The sequence below is a fragment of the Paenibacillus glucanolyticus genome, assembly GCF_037333485.1.
Taxonomy (GTDB): Bacteria; Bacillota; Bacilli; order Paenibacillales; family Paenibacillaceae; genus Paenibacillus_AQ; species Paenibacillus_AQ glucanolyticus.
Genome location: NZ_CP147845.1, coordinates 4,847,119 through 4,872,314 on the forward strand (window position 1 = coordinate 4,847,119; position 25,196 = coordinate 4,872,314).

General features: G+C 50.9%; 21 protein-coding genes and 1 pseudogene. 8 read left to right on the plus strand and 14 right to left on the minus strand.

Going from position 1 to position 25,196, the window contains the following annotated elements:
- Positions 1-112 precede the first annotated feature (112 nt).
- Positions 113-484, minus strand: coding sequence for a Na-translocating system protein MpsC family protein (locus tag WDY75_RS22840; protein WP_006208962.1), 372 nt, complete (start codon positions 482-484; stop codon positions 113-115).
- 272 nt (positions 485-756) lie between these two features.
- A complete protein-coding gene (locus WDY75_RS22845; RefSeq protein WP_036644536.1) occupies positions 757-1,722 on the minus strand; it encodes an alpha/beta fold hydrolase in 966 nt (321 codons plus the stop codon).
- A gap of 310 nt (positions 1,723-2,032) precedes the next feature.
- Here WDY75_RS22845 and WDY75_RS22850 point away from each other — a divergent pair, with 310 nt between their 5' ends.
- From WDY75_RS22850 to WDY75_RS22860, 3 genes are all read left to right on the plus strand, one after another.
- A complete protein-coding gene (locus tag WDY75_RS22850; protein ID WP_063478916.1) occupies positions 2,033-2,869 on the plus strand; it encodes a sugar phosphate isomerase/epimerase in 837 nt (278 codons plus the stop codon).
- A 160-nt stretch (positions 2,870-3,029) separates the two neighbouring features.
- Entirely contained in the window at positions 3,030-3,308 is a 279-nt protein-coding gene (locus WDY75_RS22855; RefSeq protein WP_006208959.1) for a hypothetical protein, read from the plus strand.
- A gap of 210 nt (positions 3,309-3,518) precedes the next feature.
- A complete protein-coding gene (locus tag WDY75_RS22860; protein WP_036644540.1) occupies positions 3,519-3,791 on the plus strand; it encodes a hypothetical protein in 273 nt (90 codons plus the stop codon).
- Positions 3,792-3,868: 77 nt separating this feature from the next.
- Here WDY75_RS22860 and WDY75_RS22865 read toward each other — a convergent pair whose 3' ends face one another.
- Positions 3,869-4,492, minus strand: coding sequence for a GntR family transcriptional regulator (locus WDY75_RS22865; RefSeq protein WP_006208957.1), 624 nt, complete (start codon positions 4,490-4,492; stop codon positions 3,869-3,871).
- Between the two features lie 216 nt (positions 4,493-4,708).
- Here WDY75_RS22865 and garR point away from each other — a divergent pair, with 216 nt between their 5' ends.
- The 3 genes from garR to WDY75_RS22880 are packed head-to-tail and all read left to right on the plus strand — an operon-like array spanning position 4,709 to position 8,447.
- The gene (gene garR / locus WDY75_RS22870) at positions 4,709-5,602 is read left to right on the plus strand and encodes a 2-hydroxy-3-oxopropionate reductase (protein WP_063478915.1); all 894 of its coding nucleotides are present in this window, start codon (positions 4,709-4,711) and stop codon (positions 5,600-5,602) included.
- A 30-nt stretch (positions 5,603-5,632) separates the two neighbouring features.
- A complete protein-coding gene (locus WDY75_RS22875; protein WP_036644544.1) occupies positions 5,633-6,976 on the plus strand; it encodes a GntP family permease in 1,344 nt (447 codons plus the stop codon).
- Between the two features lie 37 nt (positions 6,977-7,013).
- Positions 7,014-8,447 carry a four-carbon acid sugar kinase family protein gene (locus tag WDY75_RS22880; RefSeq protein ID WP_063478914.1) on the plus strand — a complete coding sequence of 478 codons (1,434 nt, stop codon included), beginning with the start codon at positions 7,014-7,016 and terminating at the stop codon, positions 8,445-8,447.
- A gap of 121 nt (positions 8,448-8,568) precedes the next feature.
- On the opposite strand, the gene sigK is transcribed toward WDY75_RS22880, so the two are convergent.
- The 10 genes and pseudogenes from sigK to WDY75_RS22930 form a co-directional block, all read right to left on the minus strand.
- Positions 8,569-9,270, minus strand: a complete 702-nt coding sequence (gene sigK, locus WDY75_RS22885) for an RNA polymerase sporulation sigma factor SigK (protein WP_006208952.1) — start codon at positions 9,268-9,270, stop codon at positions 8,569-8,571.
- A 199-nt stretch (positions 9,271-9,469) separates the two neighbouring features.
- Positions 9,470-10,531: a dienelactone hydrolase family protein gene (locus WDY75_RS22890; RefSeq protein ID WP_063478913.1), complete on the minus strand. Its 1,062-nt coding sequence runs from the start codon at positions 10,529-10,531 to the stop codon at positions 9,470-9,472.
- A gap of 287 nt (positions 10,532-10,818) precedes the next feature.
- Positions 10,819-11,627: pseudogene (locus WDY75_RS22895) on the minus strand (alpha/beta hydrolase).
- Positions 11,628-11,687: 60 nt separating this feature from the next.
- Positions 11,688-12,005: a cupin domain-containing protein gene (locus tag WDY75_RS22900; protein ID WP_006208949.1), complete on the minus strand. Its 318-nt coding sequence runs from the start codon at positions 12,003-12,005 to the stop codon at positions 11,688-11,690.
- A gap of 197 nt (positions 12,006-12,202) precedes the next feature.
- Entirely contained in the window at positions 12,203-13,330 is a 1,128-nt protein-coding gene (locus tag WDY75_RS22905; RefSeq protein ID WP_063478912.1) for a hypothetical protein, read from the minus strand.
- A gap of 15 nt (positions 13,331-13,345) precedes the next feature.
- On the minus strand, positions 13,346-14,773 hold the full coding sequence (locus tag WDY75_RS22910) for a family 43 glycosylhydrolase (RefSeq protein WP_063478911.1): 1,428 nt from the start codon (positions 14,771-14,773) through the stop codon (positions 13,346-13,348).
- Positions 14,774-14,793: 20 nt separating this feature from the next.
- On the minus strand, positions 14,794-15,672 hold the full coding sequence (locus WDY75_RS22915; protein ID WP_006208946.1) for a carbohydrate ABC transporter permease: 879 nt from the start codon (positions 15,670-15,672) through the stop codon (positions 14,794-14,796).
- 21 nt (positions 15,673-15,693) lie between these two features.
- Positions 15,694-16,587, minus strand: coding sequence for an ABC transporter permease (locus tag WDY75_RS22920; RefSeq protein WP_370511123.1), 894 nt, complete (start codon positions 16,585-16,587; stop codon positions 15,694-15,696).
- 153 nt (positions 16,588-16,740) lie between these two features.
- Positions 16,741-18,279 (minus strand): extracellular solute-binding protein, encoded by a 1,539-nt coding sequence (locus tag WDY75_RS22925; protein WP_063478910.1) that lies wholly within the window; start codon positions 18,277-18,279, stop codon positions 16,741-16,743.
- Positions 18,280-18,494: 215 nt separating this feature from the next.
- Positions 18,495-20,024: an extracellular solute-binding protein gene (locus tag WDY75_RS22930; RefSeq protein WP_063478909.1), complete on the minus strand. Its 1,530-nt coding sequence runs from the start codon at positions 20,022-20,024 to the stop codon at positions 18,495-18,497.
- A gap of 202 nt (positions 20,025-20,226) precedes the next feature.
- Here WDY75_RS22930 and WDY75_RS22935 point away from each other — a divergent pair, with 202 nt between their 5' ends.
- Positions 20,227-22,539, plus strand: coding sequence for a helix-turn-helix domain-containing protein (locus tag WDY75_RS22935; RefSeq protein ID WP_006208942.1), 2,313 nt, complete (start codon positions 20,227-20,229; stop codon positions 22,537-22,539).
- 147 nt (positions 22,540-22,686) lie between these two features.
- On the plus strand, positions 22,687-24,261 hold the full coding sequence (locus tag WDY75_RS22940; protein ID WP_063478908.1) for an FAD-dependent oxidoreductase: 1,575 nt from the start codon (positions 22,687-22,689) through the stop codon (positions 24,259-24,261).
- A 72-nt stretch (positions 24,262-24,333) separates the two neighbouring features.
- Here the strand turns inward: WDY75_RS22940 and WDY75_RS22945 are convergent, their stop codons facing one another.
- Positions 24,334-25,035 carry a 4'-phosphopantetheinyl transferase superfamily protein gene (locus WDY75_RS22945; RefSeq protein ID WP_082834314.1) on the minus strand — a complete coding sequence of 234 codons (702 nt, stop codon included), beginning with the start codon at positions 25,033-25,035 and terminating at the stop codon, positions 24,334-24,336.
- Between the last annotated feature and the right edge of the window lie 161 nt (positions 25,036-25,196).

Below are 25,196 nucleotides of genomic sequence, written 5' to 3' on the forward strand. Positions count from 1 at the left end.
AAATACCAAACATTTATTTTCAAAAGCGGATGAAAAAAATCGCCAGTCCAGCCCCAATCTATGCACATACGTGCATGCTTGGTACCAAACTGACGATCGGCCCGCTCTCTACTTAGAGTTCCGGCATGTCGTTCAGATATGTTTCTACATCCTTCTCCAAGAATACGATGGTACCGGAGTATTCGGTCTCTGCATCGTAGTCTTTAAGAATGGAGATGATTTTAAATTGAAATTGCGCTTCGAGACAGGTTTTAATCTCCTGTTTGAATACCTGAAATAAAAGATGGTCCAACTGCCGGGTAGAGAGGGGGTAATTCTCATCCAGCAGTTTGAGGACGGGGACTCTACTATTCCTCGATACAATGATGATTTTGTTGCCGACGAAATCGACTTTTTGCTGCTTTACACCCACGTTAAATATTTTCTTATTTATCGCGTTGTAAACCCTCAAAAGATCCTGTTTGAGTTCGCCTGCTGTCGTCATTGTCCAACATCCCTTTGTGTAAATTTTCATTACATTGACCGGGGTAGGTATAGGGTGTTTATCGAGTTTTCTCTGTCCTTGGGTATAATTATAGGCGATTACAGACACTTGTCAATACAATAACGTCAAAAAAGTTACCAAAAATCAATTTTATGTTAAAATATATAACATTAATATGACACAATTTCATTTCTCTACCTTAGCTCTACTCTGTTCTTGTTTCATAGATTGTTAGAGATATCCACTGATTCGGCTAGGCCCTGTGCCCTCTTCTATTCCCCGTTAAAAATCCGCTCCAGGAACAAAACCGCCTCCCGCTTCTGGTATTCATTGACTTCATGGCCCGAGAACGGGTAGTCCCTGATTTCTTTATTCGCCTCTATCCTGTTGTATGCGGCATATATCGTCTCAGGCATGCAAACCGTATCCTTCCAGCCCACGGATACCATGACCGGCGCCTTGATTCTGGGCGCTAAATTCAGCATGTCAAAATGCGCGAGATGCGCCAGAATATGATCCAGCTGCTCCGGGAAACGTTTGATGTACTGGGCGATTTCGGTCAGGGAGCTGACCGAATACAGAATTCCGTAATCCATTCTGCACATATTGGGAATGTCTGCTACGATGGCTGAAACCTTCGCATTCAGAGCCCCTGCGAGCAGCGCCAGACCTCCGCCTTGACTCCCGCCAACCACGGCGATTTTATCCGAGTCCACACCCGGCTGCTGCGACGCTGTTTCAACTGCCCTCACAGCATCCATGGCAATTGCCATGTAATAGGAACGATGCATATCCGTAATCCCCTGTGTCACCCAGCCCTTCACCACGCCGCTGTCCATGGACAGCAGATTTCCCGTCTCCCCGCCCTGTCCCCTGACATCAACTGCAAACACTGCGTAACCGAGCATCACCCAGTGAGCGTACCGTTCGGGAAGTCCCCGATCTCCCGAATAACCCGGGAAGGTCACGATACATGGCATGGTCTTCTTCGTTGAAATACCGCTGGCTGGCGTGATATACCATGCATGGATGGGGGTATCATCATAACCGTGATAGGTAACCTTTGATACTTTCATATGAGGAAATGGCGTATCTTCCGGATGATTGACAATCTGCAGCGGCTTATCGTCGTAGTTCTTGAGCGCCTCCTCCCAAAACCGATTCAGTACCTGCTCGTTCATCGTTGGTTCCGGACGCAGGCTGCCAAGTTCATTCTTGCGAAGCTTAATGGTATCCATCTAGTGTTCAATCCCCTTTTCGCGTGTGAAGTAGAAGTACATGGTTAACATGATTATTCGGCAAGTGACCTGCAATCCCCTTCGATAGAATAGGAAGCAGCCCCGAACAAAAAACGGCAGGTCCTTCGATAAAGCGGTACAAGGAACGGGACGGCTACCCGTTAACCTTTTGTAAAAAATAATAAAAGCTATCATAGATTTATAGAGTCGAACATATCATAATAGAAACTATGAAATAACGAGGGTTGATATAGACGAAGCACTCACCTAACCCCCAAATGACATCTTATAGCGAATGGAGACGATGAATATGCTGCAAGGTTTAACTAGCGCAGGACTCGGAAAACTTGAAAGCGATTTACAGTTTATCGAACTCGCGGCCAAATATGAGTTTCAATGTGTCGATATCGATGCCAAGGGTCTTGCAGACCGTCTTGGAGTAGAAGCGGCAGCCGATCTGCTGCAATCCCATCACTTGGAGATAGGCGCAATCGGTCTCCCCGTTGAATGGAGAGGATCAGACGAACAGTTTCTCAGCGGCCTTGAAAAACTGCCGGCAGCGGCAGCGGCTGCCAAAGCCCTGGGCTGTACGCGCTGCTGTACATATATTCTGCCTGCGACAGATGCGTCCGCAGCACATTTTATGGCGCTCGCCACAACAAGGCTGCGGGCCTGCGCCAGCATTCTCGGAGCTTACGGGATCCGATTGGCGCTGGAATTTGTAGGACCGCATCATTTGCGTACCCAATGGAAGAACCCGTTCATCTGGACCGTCCAAGAGACTCTGGACTGGATTGATGCAATTGCAGAACCGAATGTCGGGCTTCTGTATGATGCATACCATTGGTATACCAACGAGATGACAACCGCCGATATTCGATCGCTGCGTGCCGAGCAGATTGTCCATGTTCACATTAATGATGCCAAGGACATTCCTGTCCAGGACGTACTCGACAATGATCGGCTCTACCCGGGTGAAGGCGTCATCGATCTGCCGGGCTTCCTTACGGCCCTGAACGATATCGGTTATACCGGCCCGGTTACGCAAGAAATTCTGACCCCGTCTGCACCAACGGGAACACCGGAAGAGCTGGCAGCCAAATCACGCGAAGCCTTTAATAAAGTATTCGGCGCTGCCGGACTGTAGCGTGATCATGTGATTCGTACGGAATGACCGCAAGATAAGTAACATTATGTATGGCAATGAGCTGTTATCCAAGCTCGCGGTTCAGCCGCTGACGGAATGAATTCTCGTGTTCAGGGTACACTGAAACGGTAGTTTAAGTACCTTTTCGGGAGGCCGCAATATGAACGGGTTTGAGAAGGAAGAACGATCGGAAGCCACCGATCTGTCCACCGTTGAGTCACAGCGCAACGATCTGGCACCGGAGGAATTTCCGGAGGGACCCTATGGTTCCGATCTTCGCAGCGAATCCCTCGGCAAGAGCAGTCCGTGGCGCGCGGATCAACGCCCTCCGAATCGATTCGATTATGAGGATCGCAATCTGCACATGGGCATCAAGCGGGATTATCCCGGTGAAGATGAAACCATTCAAGCAGATCCGGGACAAGAAAAACCAGAGTAGAAACTGTATATACCAACCGTCATTCTGTGGACAAGACGGTTGGTTTTTGTCGTAACAGGGCTTGTATGTCCCGGCCGAAGAGCATAACCGCCTATAAAAATACATAAGATGGCATAAAAACCTCAATCGAACACCATGATGCACTGGCTCATGAGCCTTATCGCAATTTACCGAAGATACAGAGATAAGAAGGAGTGGGGGGAGCTGCTTATGCCAAACCAGAGGAAAAACGAAGAATTCGTTATCTATGTTGTCACTTTATCCCATGTTACACACTACATGTCCATCGAGTTTATCGGTGGATCCTGCGGCTATATCATCGCACAAAGAGCACTTCAATCCGATCTGCTTGGCATGATCGGCAGTATCCTGGCTCCGATTGCGATTCGCCGCGTGCTGCAGTGGCAGCAGCTTAAATCCGGCAATTCTCCGCACCTGAGTCTGCGCTCGCTGTCAGGTGCAAGGGAGCTAAACCCTACATAGATCAAAGCGGCGGCACCTTGGAGAGGTGCCGCCGCTTTATACTTTCCAACTTGTATTTTTGCTACCGGACAAGGTGTTTAAATTGAACTTCTGCTCAAATGCAAGTAAAAATCAAGATCTGCCTGCAGATGAGATTTCATTAAGCGCTCAGCCTCTTCAGCATCATGAGCACGGATTGCATCCACGATCTGCTGATGCTCATCAATGAGGAACGGACGTTTATGATGCACCACCGCTCTGCGAAACAGATAAATAATGGACTGCATTCGATCAATGATAAGAACAAGCTCCGGATTGCGGCTTGACTGCACAATAATATCATGGAACATCTTGTTAGCTTCCATGGTTTCGCTGACGCTCCCGCTGCGGGCCACAGCAATGCATTCCTGCAGCTGTTCCAGCGTCGCTTCATCCATATAAAATGCCGCACAACGAGCAGCAAAACCTTCGAGCAGCATGCGCACCTGAAAAATATGGCGCAAATCCTCGTCAGACGGATTCACCACCCGCTTATTCTTGATGAGACCTTCCTGCTCCAGCTTTCGGATGGACTCACGGACAGGAGTGCGGCTTACACCCAATTCCTCCGCAAGCCGTTCCTCCACCAATTTCATGCCGCCCGGCAATTCGCCGTTCAATATTCTATCCCTGATCAGCTCATAACAATGGAGATACGCCGCTTGGAATCCTTGTTTAGACATTCATTATTCCCATCCTTCGTTTACACATAGAGCATGACTTATACACCGTCCTTAAATTATAGGGGAAAGCATGGTCCATTAAAAGCTTTCTTTCAATTTTTGTATCCACTACATCTACACTTGTATCCAATGATAATATTTTTGTATACAATTTTAAATTTATTGTGTACAATTAGTTCGAATTTTAAATATCGTTATCATCTAGGAGGAACTTACATGAATATTGGATTCATAGGTCTAGGTATCATGGGTAAACCGATGGCCGCAAACTTGTTGAACAAAGGTTACAGCCTTACCGTTTATGATCTGAATACAGAGGCCATCGATCATTTAACGCAATTGGGGGCAAAAAATGGACAATCACCTAAAGAGGTTGCAATTGAAAGCGATGTCATTATTACGATGCTTCCAAACAACGCCATTGTGAAACATGTCATTCTTGGAGAAGACGGTATCGTTCAAGGCGCTAAAGCCGGGACGGTTGTCATCGACATGAGTTCGATCTCACCGGTTGTTGCCAAGGAGGTCGCAGAGAGCCTGCAAGACCACGGCATAGAAATGCTGGATGCCCCGGTCAGCGGCGGCGAACCCAAAGCAATCGACGGTACACTGTCCGTTATGGCCGGCGGAAATGAAAGCGTTTTTGAGAAAATTAAGCCAGTACTGGCTTGCATGGGCAAGGACATTACGTGGGTGGGTCCCAGCGGCAGTGGTGCAACCGCCAAGCTCGCCAATCAGATTATGGTCAATGTCAATATTGCCGCTATGTCAGAGGCGCTTGTGCTTGCTGCCAAAGCTGGCATCGATATCGAAAAAATGTATCACGCTATTCGCGGGGGGCTTGCCGGGAGCGCCGTTCTTGATGCCAAGCTTCCAATGATCATCGAACGAAATTTCAAAGCCGGTGGACGCGTTGATATCAATCTGAAAGATTTGACAAATGTCATGGAGACGGCTGAAGCATTTGATATGTCCCTCCCATTGACCGAGCATGTCCGCCATATTTTTGAAACCTTGAAGGATGAAGGCAAACAGGCAAATGATCATGCGGGCATTGTCCAATACTATGAAAAAGCAGCAAATGTGGAAGTCAAAAAAATGCCGAACTAAAAATAATATCATTGTAAAGGTGGAAAATACATGTTAACAGGACCTATGCTCATCGTAGTATTCCTTATTGCGTTAGCCTTCTTGTTCCTGCTGATTATTAAATGGAAGGTAGAGCCGTTTCTGGCTCTGACCGTCATCGCATTCGGCACCGCGATTGCCATTGGCATCCCGCTCAAGGAAGTGCCGGGCATCGTAACGTCGGGATTTGGAAACACGCTGGTCGGGGTAGGCATTCTAATCGGTCTTGGCGTCATCTTCGGCCAGTTTCTTGGCGCTTCCGGTGCAGTTGAAAAGATTGCCGGCTCGCTTCTGAAAATATTCGGCATTAAAAATTCACCGGCCGGATTGGCCATGTCAGGTACCCTTGTTTCCATACCGGTGTTTTTCGATGCAGCCTTCGTCATCTTAAGCGGACTGCTCAAAAGCTTGGCAACTCGAACAGGCATCTCGATTGTTACATTTGTAACCGCTCTCGGCATCGGTCTCATTACTTCCCATAACATGATTGCGCCAACGCCTGGTCCGATGGTGGTTGCCGAGAATACCGGGGCTGATCTGGGATTGTTTATCTTGTACGGTATCCTGGTGGCAATCCCCGCAACATTAGTGGGCGGTTTTATTTACGGAATGTTTATAGGAAAACGCATCCAAACCACAGAAGAGGTCGTGGTTGCCGAGGAAGCCGAGAACAAAGCTCCGCGCAAAGAAATCAGTACCTCCTTGTCTTTCGGGATGCTGGCACTGCCCATTGTGCTTATTCTGGCTAATACCATCTCCAAAATGCTGTACCCGGGAACAGCCATAGAAACCTTCTTCGGTTTTATCGGCGATAAGAACATTGCACTGTTGATCAGCGTGTTCGCGGCTGTCATTTTCCTGCGTCCTTACATCGCGGAGGATTCGGGCAAGCTTTATTCCGAAGCTATCGCGACCGGCGGTATGATTGTACTTATTACCGGAGCGGGCGGAGCATTCGGGGCAGTCATTAACCATAGCGGCATTGGCGACTACCTGATCACAACGATGCAAAGCTGGAGCATTCCGGTGTTGATGCTGGCCTTCATATTCTCGCAGATTCTGCGCGCATCGCTGGGCTCCTCAACCGTGGCACTCGTTACGACCTCCAGTATTATGGGGCCGCTCGTTCTCGATCTGGGTGTTTCTCCTATTTTGCTCGGACTGGCCATCTGTGCGGGCGGTATCGGTTTATCGCTTCCGAACGACTCCGGCTTCTGGGTCGTGAACCGCTTCGGCAAGCTGACAGTAACCCAGACGCTGAAGGTATGGACACTCGGCGGTTTCATCGCCGGATTGACAGCGCTCGCATCGGTGTATGTATTAAGTTTGTTCAGCGGCATCTTACCAGGACTATAACGGGCACGACTATACAGATAAAGGGTGATGAGAACCTATGAATACGAAAAAGAGAATGGCAGCAGATGTGTTGGATCACCTGCCTCGCATCGATGAAACATGGGTAAGAGCCAAACTTGCGGACGAATTGGACGGATTTGACCGGAAAATCATCGTGCTGGATGATGACCCAACGGGGGTTCAAACGGTACATGGCATTTCGGTATATACCGATTGGACAGTCAACACCATGATCAAGGGATTTGAAGAGGAGCAGTCGATGTTCTTCATCCTGACCAATTCCCGCGGCCTTGTGGCAAGCGACACAAAAGCGGTGCATCGTGATATTGCCCTTCATGCGGAAGAGGCATCTCAAGCGACAAACAAGCCATATGTGATTATCAGCCGAGGTGATTCCACCCTGCGAGGCCATTACCCGCTCGAAACGGAAACACTGAAAGACACGGTGGAGGCACAATCCGGCATCTCGTTTGATGGCGAGGTTATAATCCCCTTTTTCAAGGCAGGCGGACGGTTTACGGTTGATAATGTGCATTATGTATTGTACGGTGAAGAACTGATTCCCGCCGGTGAAACGGAGTTCGCGCGCGACCGTACGTTTGGCTACACCAAATCCGACCTGGGGGAATGGGTCGAAGAGAAAACCAATGGCGTGTATACCGCCGCGAATACAACCTATATTTCACTTCAATCCCTTCGAGCCTTGGAAATCGAGACCATCGTGGATCAGCTCATGGCAGTTGAGCATTTCAACAAAGTTGTGGTCAACGCAGCCGATGATGTAGATGTCGAAGTATTCACCATTGCACTCATTCAAGCGATTAAAAAAGGGAAACATTTCATGTTCCGAAGCGCGGCTTCCTTCACCAAGGTGATCGGGGGTGTCAGCGACAAACCCTTGCTTACAAAAGAGGAGCTTATCCAAGAATCCTCCACAAGTGGTGGGCTCATCCTGGTAGGATCGCATGTCCAAAAAACGACAGAGCAGCTGGAACAATTGAAAACCGTTGATTCGATTACATTCATCGAATTTGATGTTCACCTGGTCACCGATGCGGCTGCATTCCAGTCGGAAACCGATCGTGTCATCGCTCTAGCCGAGAGTGCTATTGCTTCCGGCAAAACAGTTACGATTTATACCCGGCGCGAGCGGCTGGATCTGGGTGAAGGCAAACAAGAAGAAGAATTGAAGCAATCCATCAAAATTTCCGATGCCGTGACCAGCATCGTGGAGAGACTGCAAGCACGCCCTCGTTATATCATTGCAAAAGGCGGTATAACGTCCAGCGATATCGGCACGAAAGGTCTCCGGGTCAAACGTGCCACGGTAGCCGGACAAATCAAACCTGGCGTGCCGGTATGGATTACCGGAGATGAGAGTTTGTTCCCCGGTATGCCGTATATCATCTTTCCGGGCAATGTGGGAACACGGGATACACTAAAAGAAACAGTCGAACTGCTGGAACGGTAGAACCTGTATTTACGTTCTGCATAAACCAAGCTAAAGCCACCTCCCTAAATGGGAAGTGGCTTTGTTTGCTCTATATGAGAACCATGAACGTTGATCCAAGAAAAACTCCAACGGGCTGCGCCTATCGCTTCTGCTTGTAGAACTCGTGATACAGCTTCATCAGCGCCCTCTTCTCGATGCGTGACACATAGCTGCGTGAAATGCCAAGCTCCTTGGCAATTTCCCGCTGCGTCCGTTCCTCTCCGCCGGCTTCCAGGCCAAAGCGACCAATAACTACTTCCTTCTCGCGATCATCCAGTATATCGAGATTCCTATAGATCTTGCTCTTCTCAATCTTCAGCTGCACCGCATCCACGATATCATCCGCTTCTGTTCCGAGGATATCTATAAGTGTAATTTCGTTCCCTTCTTTGTCCGTTCCTATCGGATCGTGGAGGGATACGTCCTTGCGGGTTTTTTTAAGCGAGCGCAAATGCATCAATATCTCGTTTTCGATACATCGAGCTGCGAATGTGGCCAGCTTTGTGCCCTTGTTGGGCCGGAAACTTTCAATGGCCTTGATCAGACCGATGGTTCCGATGGATATGAGGTCTTCCAAATCCTCACCGGTGTTATCGAATTTTTTGACGATGTGTGCGACCAGCCGAAGATTATGCTCAATCAGTTTATTGCGCGACTGAGGATCGCCTTCGGCCATTCGCTGCAGATGTTTAGCTTCCTCCTCCTCAGTCAGAGGCTGAGGAAACGCGTTGTTTTTCACGTACGAAACGAGCAGGGTCAACTCTTTAATAAACAAAGCAATTGCGGTAAACAGTCCAGGCACTTTGGGACACCTCCTGCGAAGTTACAATGCAACCGGCCCTTATCGCGCTCGGTTTCTCGGTCTTCTCATTGTATGTAGGCAGCGGCCCAGAAGTGCCTGTACGGGGGAAAGTGATAAGTAAAAAACACAAGATGCAGACATATAACGGGACATATCATTACGCATTAACCATTTATGGCTTTCATAGTCGCACCAAGCTTTAAAAACGGATCCTAGGCAATGGCGGAGGCATATCAGGGCGGTTCAACTGCTCGAATAACCAATCGTAGGAATGCCTGCCGCTGATTTGATGGGCCCCCGGGAACAGATCGGTTTGCAGCTTCTCCTCAGAGCCTTCGCGCCGGTATATTTCCCTGAGCCGATCAACTGCAGCGTTAAAACCGGCAGCGGGAAATATCGGATCATGCGTTCCAGACTCCAGAAACAAGGGCCTGGGAGCCATCAGCCCCAGCCATTCGGGCAGCTCGGCATGTTTCAGAATACCGGGGATGTAATTGCACACGCAGTGGCGGATTTCCATGATACTGTCCTTGAAGGTGTTGGGATACCCAGCCAGCACAGCGGCCCGGATTCGTTCATCCAGCGCCGCGCACAGGAACGAGATCAGCCCGCCGCCCGAAAAACCCATAATGCCGATTCTGCCTGGCTGAACCTCGGGGCGCTCGGCCAGATGGCCCACTGCCCCAAGTGTCTCGGCCACGCGCAGACCGGCAACCGTCTTGCCATACATCATCAGCTGGGTAGACAACCGATGGCAGGAGTTCGGGGTATCCGGGTCCCGTGCGAGATCCGCCATAAGGCGACGTTCACCGAAACCGGCTACATCCGGGGCAATTACCACCATGCCCCGCCGCGCCAGCTCAACCGCGAAATGCCGATGGATGCCCGGTTGTTCGGTATCAGTTGATCCGTCCTCCCTCAGCCCCACAATCTCCCTGCTTCCATAGCCATGTCCATGAACGGCAACGACGGCAGGCATCGGCTTTCCCTGACTGCCATCCGGAATCAATACATAGGCAGCATAGGATACACCAGGTACGGCGGACAGCTCCACCCTTTCGCGAACATAGCCTTCACACGGCACCCGTTCAAGCAATACAGGCTTGTGGTTTACATTGATTTCGAATTCGCCAATCAATTGCCGAAGTACTTGCTTCAACAGCAGCTTCCTCTCTGATGGACTCATGGAAACCTGTCTGTCTTTCGCTTCTCTTATTGCTTCGTTATACATGTGCTCCAGCAAAGTATCTGCTTCCCACATCCCGAACTCACCTCCTTCGATTTACTCGCTGTTTCACATAAGGCGTCCCTTGCTTGGATTCATGTACATCCCTGGCCTACCGGGGGTATCAGGGCCCCATATTGCCGGGCTGACCACGACCACCCTGATCTGCTTTGCCATCTCTTATGTTCTGTTCCTCCGCCAGGAGATCAGAGGCCGATCCTAATCTTTCGGTCATACGAACAAGCTCATCTGAAGAATTCATCAGATGAGCTTGTTTTGTCATCAAGTGTTCTAAAGGTCATGCCCTTTCGGCCTTATTTTCCTTACACTTGTTGTATCGCGGCTTGCGACAAAAATCCAATCTTCCGAAGCCAGCCCTCGCACAGGCCCGTCCATTGCGCGACACTGACGTCCGCTTCGGCCAGCCCAAGTCCATGGCGCCCCTCCGGGAAGACATGAAGCTCAAACGGGATGCGCTGCTCGCTTAGTGCCCTGGCATACATCAGGCTGTTCTCGACCGGAACCGCCCCATCATCCGCGGTATGCCACAGAAAGGCAGGCGGGGTCTCCGGTTTCACCGCCCGCTCCAGAGACAGCGCCTGCCTCTTGTCCTCCGAAGGCTCCTCACCCAGCAGATTGAACATGGAGCCCTCATGGTAGTGATCTTTAAACGATATAACCGGGTAACACAGAATCGAAGCGTTCGGCCGTGAGCTATGCCGCTCCACAGCATCTGCCGACTCCGGGTTCCCTTCATCGAAATAAGTGCTGGCAGTAGCCGCGAGATGTCCGCCGGCAGAGAACCCCAGGATCCCGATGCGGTCCGGATCGATGTTCCATTCCTCAGCATGATGTCTTACCAGACGGATCGCTCGCTGAGCATCCAGCAGCGGATGGGGGTAGCGGTAAGGGGCCACGCGGTAATGAACCACAAAGGCCGATAAGCCAATCGAATTCAGCCACATGGCAACCGGATCGCCCTCGTGGTCTCACGTCCTCCATAACCACCGCCCGGCAGCACAAGCACGGCTCCGCGAGGCGAATCATTTTCCAAAAGATAAGGTTTCATGTACGGTGCGAATTTCTCTTCCACCGACTCATATCCGGGAATATCCTCTTCCCAAAGCTTCATTATACCCATTCCTTTCTGCCCTCTTGTCAATAGATTCACTTCCCTCCGTTCGCACCTTCCTCAGGTGCCAAGCAAATCCAGTCTGAGCGGTGTAAACGTATCCAAAAGAGCGGATGGCTCAAGGGCTTTCACCCCGTGCTCTGCTCCGCCGGGAATGACGATGGTGTCTCCCTGACGAACAAGGGTCTTCTCTCCGTTGATCTTAAATTCAATGGCACCCTTCAAACAGTAACTCATCTGCTCATGAGGATGGGCATGCAGTGCCCCTTCCGCCCCTTCTTCAAAATGAACCTCCATCATCATCAGCCCGATTCCCGGTTGAAACACCTTTCTTGTAACCCCAGGCTCCGCTTGCTCCCAAACTCCAATGGCCGCCATGTTCCTCCTCCTCTGCTAATCCATGTCTTAACTCTAAGCAATTTCTGCCTTCCGCAAGGAACAACAAGAAGAACAGCTGATGTCGATGTCCCCGCACCATCCCCGCTCTTCATGAAAAGGCGTCACTCCTGCGGCTTCCTTATGAACCTGTCTACTTCTTCGCCGCAGGTCCCGCGAATTCCTATATGAACGCCAGATTATTCACCGATCCTTTTCGCATCTGCCCAAAGAGGCAGCAGCTCGGCTTCCGCATAAGGCAGATGTCGTTCCGGCAGTCCTCCAAGCTCGCGCAGGGAGTAACGAATGAGAATGGCCTGCGTTCCGGCATTCATGTCCCCTTCCACCTCACCCATACCTAACGGAACAGCCGCGGGCATGTCGGGATAATACTCTCCCGGCTTTACCTGCGCCACATTCGGAGCTGGCGGGGAGTGATCGATCTCTCTGGAGAATCCTCCATCCTCACGCTTAAGCTGTGCCATGTTGTGCAGGGTAATCTCGGTGATCTCGGCCAATGCCTTCATTGGTAGTTCCATTCTCATCGATGACAGCAGACTGATCGGATTCCGAATATAACACATATCCACTGCCCTCTCATTTCGCAGGGCATGCCGCAATGACCGGTATATCTCTGTCGTCCGCGGCAGCGGAACATGGAATCGGTTATAGAAGGTCAGCAGCTTAAAGGTCCCTGAAATTTGGACGTAGGGGGCGCCTTCTCCCCACAACCCGGTCTCCGGATCCTGCATGCTGGCGAAATAAGACAGCGCTTCTCTTAAAAAGGGCTGCCGCTGCTCCGCTGTCATCTGCATCAGATGCGGAGCAGAATTGCACAATCTGTCGCAGCCGCGCCAGCTGTTCGCCAGACTGACCGAGCGGAGCCATTCGGCATAAACCTCCGGTGAATCGCAGTATTCCGGCGCCATATTGCGATGGCCCGGCAGCGGGTGCAAGGGGGCAGCTCCCAACTTGCCAAGAGCCCCCAGACTATAACCGAGTGCACGGCCGACCATCACATCGTCCCTTCTCATCCGGGGATCAGCATCATAGAAAAAACCCGTTACCGGGTCCTGCTTCGCTTGAAAAAAACGGACGATTCGAGCTCTCCTCTCTGCGCTCAGCAAGCTGCCTGCTCCGCAGCACTCGATGATATTCAGCGCTTGGGCCGTCGATTCGATATCGGGCGTAAACGCCTCTCCCTCCCTGGAGCTGCGTGCATAATAGAAACCGCCGCTCACTTCATCATACTGAAGCGCAAGCCACTCGAAGAAACCTTCAAACAGCCCGTCACCACGTTCAATAATGTCTTCTAAATAGGATTGCATTCAAAGCCCCCCCTTTCAGCTGCTTAGGACGTTATACGAAAAATTCCGGAAGATTACCTTGCCTTTACCAACGGCATCCAATCCGATGCGAAGGCTCTGAAATCCGCCAAACGTGTTGTGATGAAACCCTGAGACGTCCACCACCTTGTCGTACCGCACCCATTCCAACCCATCGAAGCTGTAATAGAATGAGACGATATGCGCATCGTTTACCAAACGCAAAAATGCCCTGCGCTGATCATTCGGCATCGTGCCGTATCCCTTGAAGGACCGGAAATGCCGGACTCCGTGCTCGTTGACTCCCATGCCGAGATATGCCGCATCATTATAATAGAGCAGCAGACGACCTTCTGCAGGTCCCTCCACAACGACCTCCACCTCTGCCGAATAACGCTTACTGCCCGCCATATAGAGCAGCGGAGAAGCTGTGGCTTCCTCCGCTGCCGCTTCAGCAACCAGCTCATGATTCCCCGAACGGAACCGGACCGCAGGCTCCACACCCTCGCATTGCCAGTGCAGGCCCAGTTCAGAATCGTCAAAGGTATCAAGAAACGACGCTGCCTCATCTGCTGGAATCGCACCTTCCACACCATCCGGATGATCGATCCCTTGACCGCTTCCCGCAGCACGAAACCACCCGTCCGGGGTCCACTCGACCGGCTCAAGCAGGGTCTGCCTGCCAAGCGAATGAAATCCGTTGGCATAGGCATGGTATACCATCCACCACTGACCGTCCGGAGAATCTATCAATGATACATGTCCTTTGGACCACCATGGCTCACTCCTGGATTCCGTGTGAACTATCGGGTTGTACGGAGAATGCTCCCACGGGCCCGAAGGCGTTCTGGATCTTGACGATACGGCCATATGGCTTGTAGGCGGACCAGCCGTCCCGCCTACAGCCACCGTCAAATAATAATAGTCATCGTGAAGGGTGATCTTCGGTCCTTCCAAACTGTATGCCTCCACTACCCAGTCATCCGGATATCGCCAGCCGTCATACACGTGTCTGATTTCGCCGGCAATCGCTAATCCATCCGCTGTCAGCTCTACACAATCACCTCCGGACATATGCAGATAACGCTTTCCGTCCGGTCCTGCCGTATGCCCTGGATCAATTCCCTTGATGCCCAGATTGATCGGTTTGCTCCATGGCCCTGCCGGACTGGGCGCCGTTACAACCCAGTTCGTTCTCCCCGCCGGATAATAGATATAGTACACCCCGTTATGCTCCACAAAATCCGGCGCCCACACGTCCCCCTCATAACGGGGGAGCGCAGCCCCAACCCTGCTCCAGTTCAGCAAATCGCGCGAATGCCAGATAATAAGCCCGGGCGTCAGCTTATAGGATGAATGCGTCATATAATAATCCGCGCCTACCCGGATGACCGAGGGGTCGGCATAATTCCCGGCAATAACAGGCGCATACTGTCTCTTTTCCATTAGCGATCCACAGCTCCTCTCTACCCCTTGATTGAACCCAGCAGCGCACCTTTCGCAAAATGCTTCTGCAGAAACGGATATACACACAGGATCGGCAGCGTCGCAATGACAATGACCGCCATCTTCACCGTCTGCTCCGGCGGACGGACAAATTCGTCCATACCGGACGTGTCCGCTGCCAATCCGCTGGCCAGAATGACAATCTGCCGCAGGATGACCTGGACAGGCCATTTGGCCGCATCATTCAGATACAGAATCGCCGACATATAGGTGTTCCAGTAGGTTACCGCATAGAAAAGCGATATCGTTGCAATGGCCGGCATCGACAGCGGGATGACAATCCGGAACAGAATGCCCCAATCGCCTGCGCCGTCGATCTTTGCGGATTCTTCCAATCCCTCAGGCAGGTTCTGGAAGAAGTTTCGCATGATAATGAGATTGAAGGCGTTGATGGCCGTCGGGACAATCAGCGCTGCATAGGTATCGATCAGGCCCATCTCCTTCACAACGAGGAACGTGGGAATCATACCGCCGCTGAAGAGCATCGTGAACAATACCATGAACATTATGAAGTTTCGGCCGTCCAGATCCCTCCGCGACAGTCCGTATGCCATCAGGCAGGTTAACAGCATGCTGAACAAGGTGCCGAAGAAGGTTACCCCCACGGAAACGCCAAGCGAGCGAAAAACGGTATTGGTTGAAAATACATATTTATAGGCATCCAGGGACCATACGGTCGGAAACAGGACAAACTGCTTCTGCGCCAGCTCCGTCACCGTTGTGAAGGATCCAGCGATGACATGAAGGAAAGGCAGAATCGTAACCAGGCCAATGATCGACAGCAGCGTATAGTTCACGATATCGAAGATTCGGCTCGAAATCGTTTTATCTTGTACCATAGCGGTCCACCTTTCTGTTATTTAATAGATGCCTTCTTCTCCGGCTTTTTTCGCCAGCTTGTTGGCCAGCATCACCAAGATCAGACCGATCAGTGATTTGAAGAACCCGACGGCTGTACTGAAGCTGAATTGTCCTTGCTTGAGACCCGCAGTATATACATACGTATCGAATATCTCCGCCACATCCCGGTTCATCGAGTTTAAGAGGAGATAAATATGTTCGAATCCAAGTTCCAGCACATCCCCGATTTTCAGAATCAACAGTACAACGATCACGCTGCGAATGGAGGGGAGGGTAATATGCCACATTTGCCGAAAACGGCTTGCCCCGTCCATTCGGGACGCTTCGTATAAACCGGGATCAATCGCGGCCATGGCGGCCAAATAAATGATGGTCCCCCAGCCCGCTTCCCGCCAGATGACCTGCATGACATACATTGGCCTGAACCAATCGCTGCTCATGAGGAAATTGATTTTGTCGAATCCGGCCATAACCATTAACTCATTAATGATTCCGCGGTCCATCGAGAGCATCACAAACGAAATGGATACAATGATGACCCAAGACATGAAGTGGGGAATGTACACCAGCGTCTGGATAAAACGTTTAAACACCTCGCGCCGCACCTCATTCAGCATCAAGGCTAGAATAATCGGCACAGGAAAATAGAACGCCAGGTTCAAGAAAAACAGCAGCAGTGTGTTGCCAAGGATCGTGAAGAACATCGGCTCGGTAAACAGCCGTTCGAAATGCTTGAGTCCAACCCAGGGGCTGCCCGTAACGCCAAGATAAGCCTGATAATCCTGGAAAGCTATGATCAATCCCGACATCGGGATATATTTAAAGATCAGAAAGTATAAAAATCCCGGAAGAATCATGAGGTAGATCGCCCGGTTTTTTATGATTCTTCTCATTCGGCCAGACTCCGGTATTTTGGGGGTGCTTTTGCGCATCCCGGCCTTCACTGCGGTTTCGCTCATGATCTAAAGACTTCCTTTCTGCCCCGAACCCCCGGGGGACTGCAGAGCATCGCAGTCCCCCGATTCCTCGGGATGCTGGCCTGTTCATTATTTAGAGGATGAGTAGGAAACATTGAATTCATCTATAATTTGTTGACCGCCGCTCTTTAGCCAGTTATCTACGACGGACTGAAATCCGGCCTCATCGATATCGCCAAGCATGTAGCGATACGTACCGTCCTTAATCATCTCCTGCAGCTGTACGCCTTTTTCGTTAAACGTCTTGGAATCGAGCGCGGCCGACGGGTCCTCAATCAGATAATCATTGTTCTCCGTAATCATCTCTTCGGATTTTGCTTTGACAGGGAGCATATGCTTCGGTTCATAAAATCCTTCGATTGTTAAAGGCCCGCCGACCTGGATCGCTTGATAGGGCTTCACTTCACGATCCGTCAGCTTGGTGTCCTCCGAAGGAATGACCTTGCCGTCCTCCAGCTTGTGATGCGTGCCTTCAACCCCCCAATAGATCAGGTTGCCAAGTTCTGGACTCATCAGTTGATCCATAAATGTAAGGACATTATTCAGATCCTCTTCTGTTTTAATGGCGGTTTTCGGGAAGAGAATAACCGAGCCATAGCCGGGCACAGACCAGATGCCATAGCCGTTCGGTCCGCCTTCGATTTTATTCTGGACGTCGAGCTCTGCATCCGGGTTCACTTCCACGACCTTCGGATGCAGGCTGGATACATCCCCCATCGCTCCGATGTAAACACCGGACTTGCCAGTGATGAACAGATTTTGCTGATCGGTTTTGCTGGTGACCGGAAAATCCTGATTAATCAGGCCTTCCTGGTGGAGCTTCTTGAAGAAATTCATCGTCTCCATATACTCAGGAAACATGAATTCGGGTGCCAGCTTGCCGTCCTTCTCGCCCCAGTTGTTAGGTGTACCGAGCCAGGAGCTTATCGTCTTGAAGGCACCATAGACCAAATCGTTTCGGTCCGTCAGCGGGATGGTATCATCTTTGCCGTTGCCGTCAGGATCGTTCTCCTTGAACTGCTTCAGCATGTTGTAGAATTCGTCGATATGGGTTGGAGCGCTGAGCCCAAGCTTGTCGGCCCAATCCTTGCGGTAAATGATGCCTTGGCGCGACAAGGGCACTTCACGGTAAAGCGCATAGATTTTGCCGTCCACCGCCGTGTTCTTTAACACCTCCGGTTTCAGCCGACTGAGGTTCGGGTACTGATCCAGCAGCGGGCCGATTTCCCAGAATTGACCGTTGCGGATCGCATCACGCATATTCACCAGCGAAGCTGCATTCTTTAGATATGTCACTTGCGGCAGCGTTCCTGTGGCAAAGGATGCATTAACCTTTTCGTCATATGTACCGTCCGGTACCCACTGAATCTCCAGCTTGGTGCCCGTTTTCTCTTCCAGCAGCTTCTCAATCATATCGGAGGGAACTTCAGGGGTATGGAGGTTGGCCATGATCGAGATGGCTACCGGTTCGCTCTTATTCTCCCCTTGCGCTGCACTGCCATTGGAAGTGCCGGTTGCCGCAGGCGCGGAGCTGCCGCCGCCACAACCCGCCACCACCGATAAAGCGGTTACAATTGCCAGGATGGAACTGGCTTTTTTCTTCTTCATCTTCTGACCTCCGTATTAAAATTTGAATGGGCCTGGCAAATAACAGCTTAGATTAGGGCGCTCCGTTACGTATATAATCCCAAGATTGGATGTAGCGATTTCGGGCTCGCCTCATATGTGGAACCACCTAATCAAATCTAATGATTATGCTGCCACTGTCATGGCACTCGCGCGCCAAGTCAAAAAAACCGCCAGGGAACGTGCTCCCCAGCGGTTTACTCATGCAGATACGCCCCAACCGTCCTTCGGTAAGACGCATTATATTCCTCGATAATTTGCCTGCCCCCATCTTCAAGCCAGCGATCAATCTCGGCTTCATATCCCTTCTCATCCATCATGCCGAGCATGAATTGATATGCGGCGTCCCGCATATGCTCATTCAATCTGACTCCGATCTCATTGTACAGCGGAGATTCCAGCGGGCCGGTCGGATCATAGATCAGGAAGCTTTCATTATCATAAATCAGCTGCTCTGCCTTATCCTTGACCTTATTCGCGTTAACCGGCTGCAGCATGCCCGGTATGGTGCTGAATCCTCCGACCATCAGGGCCTGGTAAGGCTTTACGTCCTTTTCCTTAAGCTCAAAAGCATCCACCGCCATGGCTTTGCCGTTCTGAACGGTGTAATGGGTTCCTTCGATTCCCCAATAAATCAGATTCGCAAGCTCGGGACTCATTAACGCATCATAGAAGGAGAGGATTTTCTTCAATTCCTCCTCCGTTGCAATGGCGGACTTCGGAAACAAGATCACCGTCCCATATCCCTCCGAGGCCCATATGCCGTACCCTTCCGGTCCGAGCACCCGATTATGCACATCCAGCTCTGCTGCTGGATCATGGGCAAGAAGCCTGGATTCCAAAGACAGCACGTCCCCCATCGCTCCGATATATACGCCGGCTTTTCCCGTAACAAACAGCTCCTGCTGATCCGTTTTACTGGTAATCGAAAAATCCTCGTTCATAAGTCCTTCACTATGGAGCTTGCGGAAGAACTTCATGGTCTCCATATAATTCGGGAACACAAACTCGGGCTGCAATGAATCATCGTACCATCCCCAATTATTCGGCGTTCCGTAATAGGAGCTGATGGTCTTGAATGCCCCGTAGATCAGATCATTCCGATCCGCCAAACCCATGGTATCATCAACGCCATTGTTGTCAGGGTCATTGTATGTAAACCCTTTCAGTATTTCGTACAGCTCATCCAGCGTTTCCGGTGCCGAAAGCCCGAGTCGGTCTGCCCAATCCTTACGGTAAATGATGCCTTGACGGGCTAAAGCGCGCTCCTGATACAGGCTGTACAGTTTACCGTCAATGGAGGTATTGTTCAGAACCTCCGGTTTCAGGTTCTTTAGATTCGGATAGTCCGCAAGCAGCGGTCCGATCTCCCAGAAGAGCCCGCTCCGAATCTCATCTCTGAAATAGGACAAGGATGCGGCATTTTTTAAATACAGCGCCTGCGGCAGCGTCCCTGTTGCAAGCGAAGCATATACCTTCTGGTCATAGCTGCCGTCCGGAACCCACTGAATGTCCAGCTGAGTGCCCGTTCGTTCCTCAAGCCATTTCTCAATCCAGTCGGATGGAACCTGTGCGGTGTGCAGGTTGGCCATAATAGAGATGCTGGTTAATCGACCAGAAGACGTACTTCCGTCATCCTCGCCTGAGGATCTGGCCATGCTGAGGCAAGCAGCAGAGACAATAAGGACAGCCAGCGTAAGAAATACATAGTTTGACAGACGGGTCATCACTTCCGTTCTACCTCCGTTCCCATCATGCTTCTTGCAATTCCCATATGAATGGGATGATCATACCATATGTACATCTTTTTACATGATAAGCCCATGATGATCAAATACAGTGATTATTCATTTCGAAATGATTATTGAATGAAACCAGGGTTGCCCATACAATGATTATACACTTTGTAAAATGGGAAGGTGTAACCTATTGCATCCAAAAAGTAGCTTTTATTCTAAAATGGTCCTGTTCGGCTGTGTCATCAGCATCCTCCCTCTTGCAGCCCTCGGCTTCTTCTCGTTCATGAAATCATCAACCTCTGTGCAAAACCATGTAAACGGCAGCAATATTCAGATTATGAATCAAACGAACAGCAATCTGGAGCAGGTGCTGCGGACGGTGGACTATACACTTAATTACGTGATTAATTCCAACATTCTGCAAAGTGCGCTGTATCGTCCGCTGTCCTACTATGACTTTCAATTGTATAACAAGCTGAGAGAAGAAATGAGCCTGCTGCAGTCTCCTGAAACTAAAGTAACGGATGTCATTCTCGCGAATACAACCACGAACTGGCTGATCAACAATCGGGGCATGTACCCATTTAATGAATACGCTTCCAAAGATACACTTTTGACACTGATGGAGCTTCAGGGGAATTCCAACTGGGTGATGCTGGATACGGAATCCCTGGGCTCCAGCGATACGCTCAGTTATGCCTGCCCTTACACCATTGCGCTTGTTAAGAAAATGCCGCTCTCCGCCTCCATCGCCCGGGGAGTCGCACTTGCCACCATTCCGAGCTGCAGTCTCGCCGCGATGATGGACAGCCCTTCCGATTCCCGTGAGGTCATGGTACTGGACCATGACTACCGGATTATCGTGCATCCCGAGCAAGCGAAGCTTGGTCAGTACCTGACGGATAACGGGTATGCGAAGGAGGCGCTGAACCATTTTGACAGCAAGTCGGGGCAATTCGAAACGAAGATACATAACAAGCCGGTGTCGGTTACCTATGTACGGTCCGATTTTAACGGCTGGCTGTATGCCTCCTTCACCGAAATGTCCGCCATTACCAAGGAGTCCCGCTCCATCGGCTGGTTTACGCTGTATATCTGCCTGCTGATGATCGGCCTTAGCGTTCTGCTGGTATGGGTAGGTACCCGCAAGATGTATACACCCATCCGCCGCATCTTCCAACATATCGTAGAGCGCCTGCCGGAAATTCAAGCGAATAAAAAGAGCGAGCTGCAAGTCATCGATGAACATATCCGTGATATGTTCAATTCGAACACCAAGCTCCGCAGCGAGCTGCGGCAGACCAGCCAGCAGCTGCGCACCTTTTTCCTCCATAAACTGTTCCTCGGCAAAATCAGTCCCCAGGAAGTGATGGAACAAATCGAATTGTTCGGCTTCGAGGAGCAAGTATCCGCTTGGGAGCACCTGGCGGTGTTTACCCTTCAGATCGACATGCTGGATGAAACGCGTTATGAACGCAAGGATTCCGATCTGCTGCTGTTTGCCATCAACAATATTATTGAGGAGATGATCCCCTCCGCCCATCGGCTGCCGTCCGTCATTATTGACCTAACGCAGGTTACACTGATCGGACGGGGCGGGATTTCCCTGGAGGAATTCAATAATGATCTCTATACGTTATCTGAAGAGATCCAGAAAACGACCCGCCATGTCCTGGATCTTGAAGTCAGCATCGGCATCAGTTTGCCATATGAGAGCTTATCCAAAACATCACGCGCGTATCAGGAAGGGCTCGAAGCGCTCAAGCACCGCATCAAGCTCGGCACCGGCGTCATCATTCCCTATTTCAGTCTCAACTCCGGCAAGCATACGCGGGTCTATTTCTATCCGATGCAGCTTGAGAACGAGCTGATTGATGCCATTAAGCTGGCTGACGAGGAACGGGCCATCGAGCTGCTGAAGCAGTGGCTTGATGAAGTGTTTCGCAAGGATCGGACGCCCCATGATTACCAAATCTCGCTCATCCGGCTGTTGAATGATCTGATGATTGTGATGCAAGAGAACGGGATCATGCTGGAGCAGCTTGATATCCGGGACAGCTCCCTGGTGGAGGAGCTCCTTCGGCTCTATACTAACCCCGATATCGAGAGCTGGTTCAAATCCCGTATTATCCGGCCGATGGTGAGTGTATTCCGGGATCGCCAAGACTCCCAATATCAGAATCTGTCGGAGCAGATGATTGAGATGATCCGCAATGAATTTGACCGCAATATTACGCTTGAGGAATGCGCGTCACGCCTGCACTACAACAATTTCTATCTAAGCAGTGTATTTAAAAAAGAAACCAACATGTCCTTCAGTGAATACCTGTCCCAATACCGCTTCAAAATGTCCAAGAAGTGGCTTGTCGAAACGGATATGCCGATTAAGGATATCGCCGAGAAGCTGAGTTACAACAATTCGCAGAATTTTATCCGCTCCTTCCGCAAGCTGGAGGGAATGACGCCCGGACAATATCGCAGCAAGTACAGAGCCGTGCCTTAAACCGCAGCAATACCGCATCAAATTACCAAAAAAGGTCACCTGTGTCCCGTACTTTTCCTTTGGTAGAGAACCTACAATTAGAATAGTCACTTTTTTGTTCTGATCATGTGGATCACTCTAAACCATCCCCAAAGGAGAATCTGTGTAATGACACAACAAATGCAGGCCGATATCGTCATTCTCGGCGGCGGGACAGGTGGAACAGCTGCCGCGCTCGCCGCTGCGAAATCAGGAAAAACCGTCATCATGACGGAGGAGACCGCCTGGATCGGAGGACAGCTGACAAGCCAGGCGGTTCCGCCCGACGAGCATCCATGGATTGAATCGTTTGGCTGCACGCGCAGCTACAGGCAGTTCCGCGAAGGCGTCCGCCAGTACTATCGCGATCATTTCCCCATGACTCCCAAAGCAAGATCCAATGTACAGCTAAACCCCGGCAGCGGCATTGTCAGCCGGTTGTGCCATGAGCCCCGGACCGCATTAGCTGTGCTGCAACAAATGCTGGCCCCCTATATTCACAGCGGGCGGCTCACGATCCTGTATCGATATGCGGCGGTGTCTGCCGACGTTAGCGGGGATCACGTGAACAGCGTAACCATTCAACATCTTGAGACCCAGGATCAAATCCTGCTCCAGGCCCCGTACTTCGTGGATGCCACCGAGCTCGGGGACCTGCTTCCGCTGGCGGGTATCGAATATGTTACCGGAGCGGAGTCCAAATCCCAGACAGGTGAACCGCATGCCGTCGATGGGGAGCCGCTGCCGCAGGACATGCAGGGCTTCACGTATTGTTTTGCCGTGGATTATCTGGAGGGCGAGGACCATACGATTGAGAAGCCAGAGCTGTATGATTTTTGGCGCGATTACAAGCCCGATTTCTGGCCGGATAAGCTGTTAAGCCTGACCGCCGTCAAGCCGTCCACGAATGAGCCGATTGAGTATGAGATTTTTCCGGGCCACGGCAAATTCCCTCTCTTTCAATACCGGCAAATTCTGGACCCGAAGCATTTTGCCGAAGGCACGTTTGAAGGCCCGGTTTCTCTGGTAAACTGGCCGCAAAACGACTATTGGCTGGGCTCCATTATCGATGTACCGAAGGAAGACGCGGACCATCGTATGTATCAGGCCAAGCAGCTGAGCCTGTCCCTGCTGTATTGGCTGCAAACCGAGGTGCCGCGGCCGGATGGCGGGCAGGGCTACCCCGGGCTGCGCCTGCGGCCGGATGTTGTGGGTACGGAAGACGGAATGGCCATGTATCCTTATATCCGTGAATCCAGAAGAATTCAAGCCGAGTTTACGGTACTGGAACAACATGTGGCAACTGAATCGCGGCCGGACGGTGTTGCCGAGACGTTCCAGGATTCGGTCGGCATCGGCTGTTATCGGATCGACTTACACCCGAGCACCGGAGAGCGCCCTTACATCGATATCTCTTCCCTGCCATTCCAGATTCCGCTGGGCAGCTTAATCCCGAAACGGATGAAGAATGTGCTGGCTGCAAGCAAGAACATAGGTGTAACCCATATCACCAATGGCTGTTACCGATTGCATCCCGTTGAATGGAACATCGGCGAAGCCGCCGGTTATTGCATCAGCTACTGTCTGGATCAAGACATCCTGCCGACAGACGTGCGAAACGATGCAGAAAGACTGGCCACGTTCCAGCAAAGGCTGGTCAGTGCAGGGATTGAGCTTGCGTGGCCGGCACTGCGCCCGGTCTGATCCCACTCATAACAGAAACGCCAAAAAACCAGCTCAGGGGCCATCCCCCGGGCTGGTTTTTTTCCTGACTATTCACAACTCCTCAGCCGTTACGAACCGGATGCGTTCGGGGAAATGCTGGCAGGTACTGCATACCGACAGCTTGTAGCCTTCTTCCAGTGCATACTGTTTAAAAGAATACGTCTCTCCACTCTCCCCAACAACAGGTGCCCACTTGCCCTCCTTCAATTCCAATGCAAAAGAATCCAGCGGCAGGTGCAGCCCCTTGCCCACTGCCTTAATATAACTTTCCTTTAACGTCCACAGATCAAAGAAGTGAGAAAGCCGCGCCGACGGTTCACGGTTTAACAGTGCGTGAAACTCGGTTTTATGGAAAAAGCGCTTGGCGATATCCATATCGATGGCCTTCATCTTCTCCACGTCGATCCCGACGGGCTCATGGCTGACGGCGCACACAATCCAATGCCCTGAATGCGAGATATTAAAATGCAGGTTCTCATAATCCTTCAGGAACGGCTTGCCATATGTATTTCTTATGATTTCTATGTGATTTCGACCTTGCCCCAGCTTCTCCCGAAGAACCCGGTGGACCATGGCATCTCCAAGCACTGAGCGGTGGTAATCGCCCACCCTTCTGAATTTGGATACGTATTCCTGCCTTTGGGGTGACAACGTCAGGAATAAGGCTCGGAACGTCTCATCACGGATATGGTCCAAATTCTTGATTGCATATACCTCGACAGCGCCGGGTTGTTCCTGATTCAATGTAGCCATAACTCCGTCCTTTCACCAAATAAATAGTCCACTGTTCACTTCGATGCACAGGTACAATTCCCCTGCTTGCCAGGTGCAGTCTGCCCCAATTACTGGTGTAACGGCTGCAGCCAACGCTGCCAATTGACAAGGAAATAATCCCCAAACATAATGGATGAATA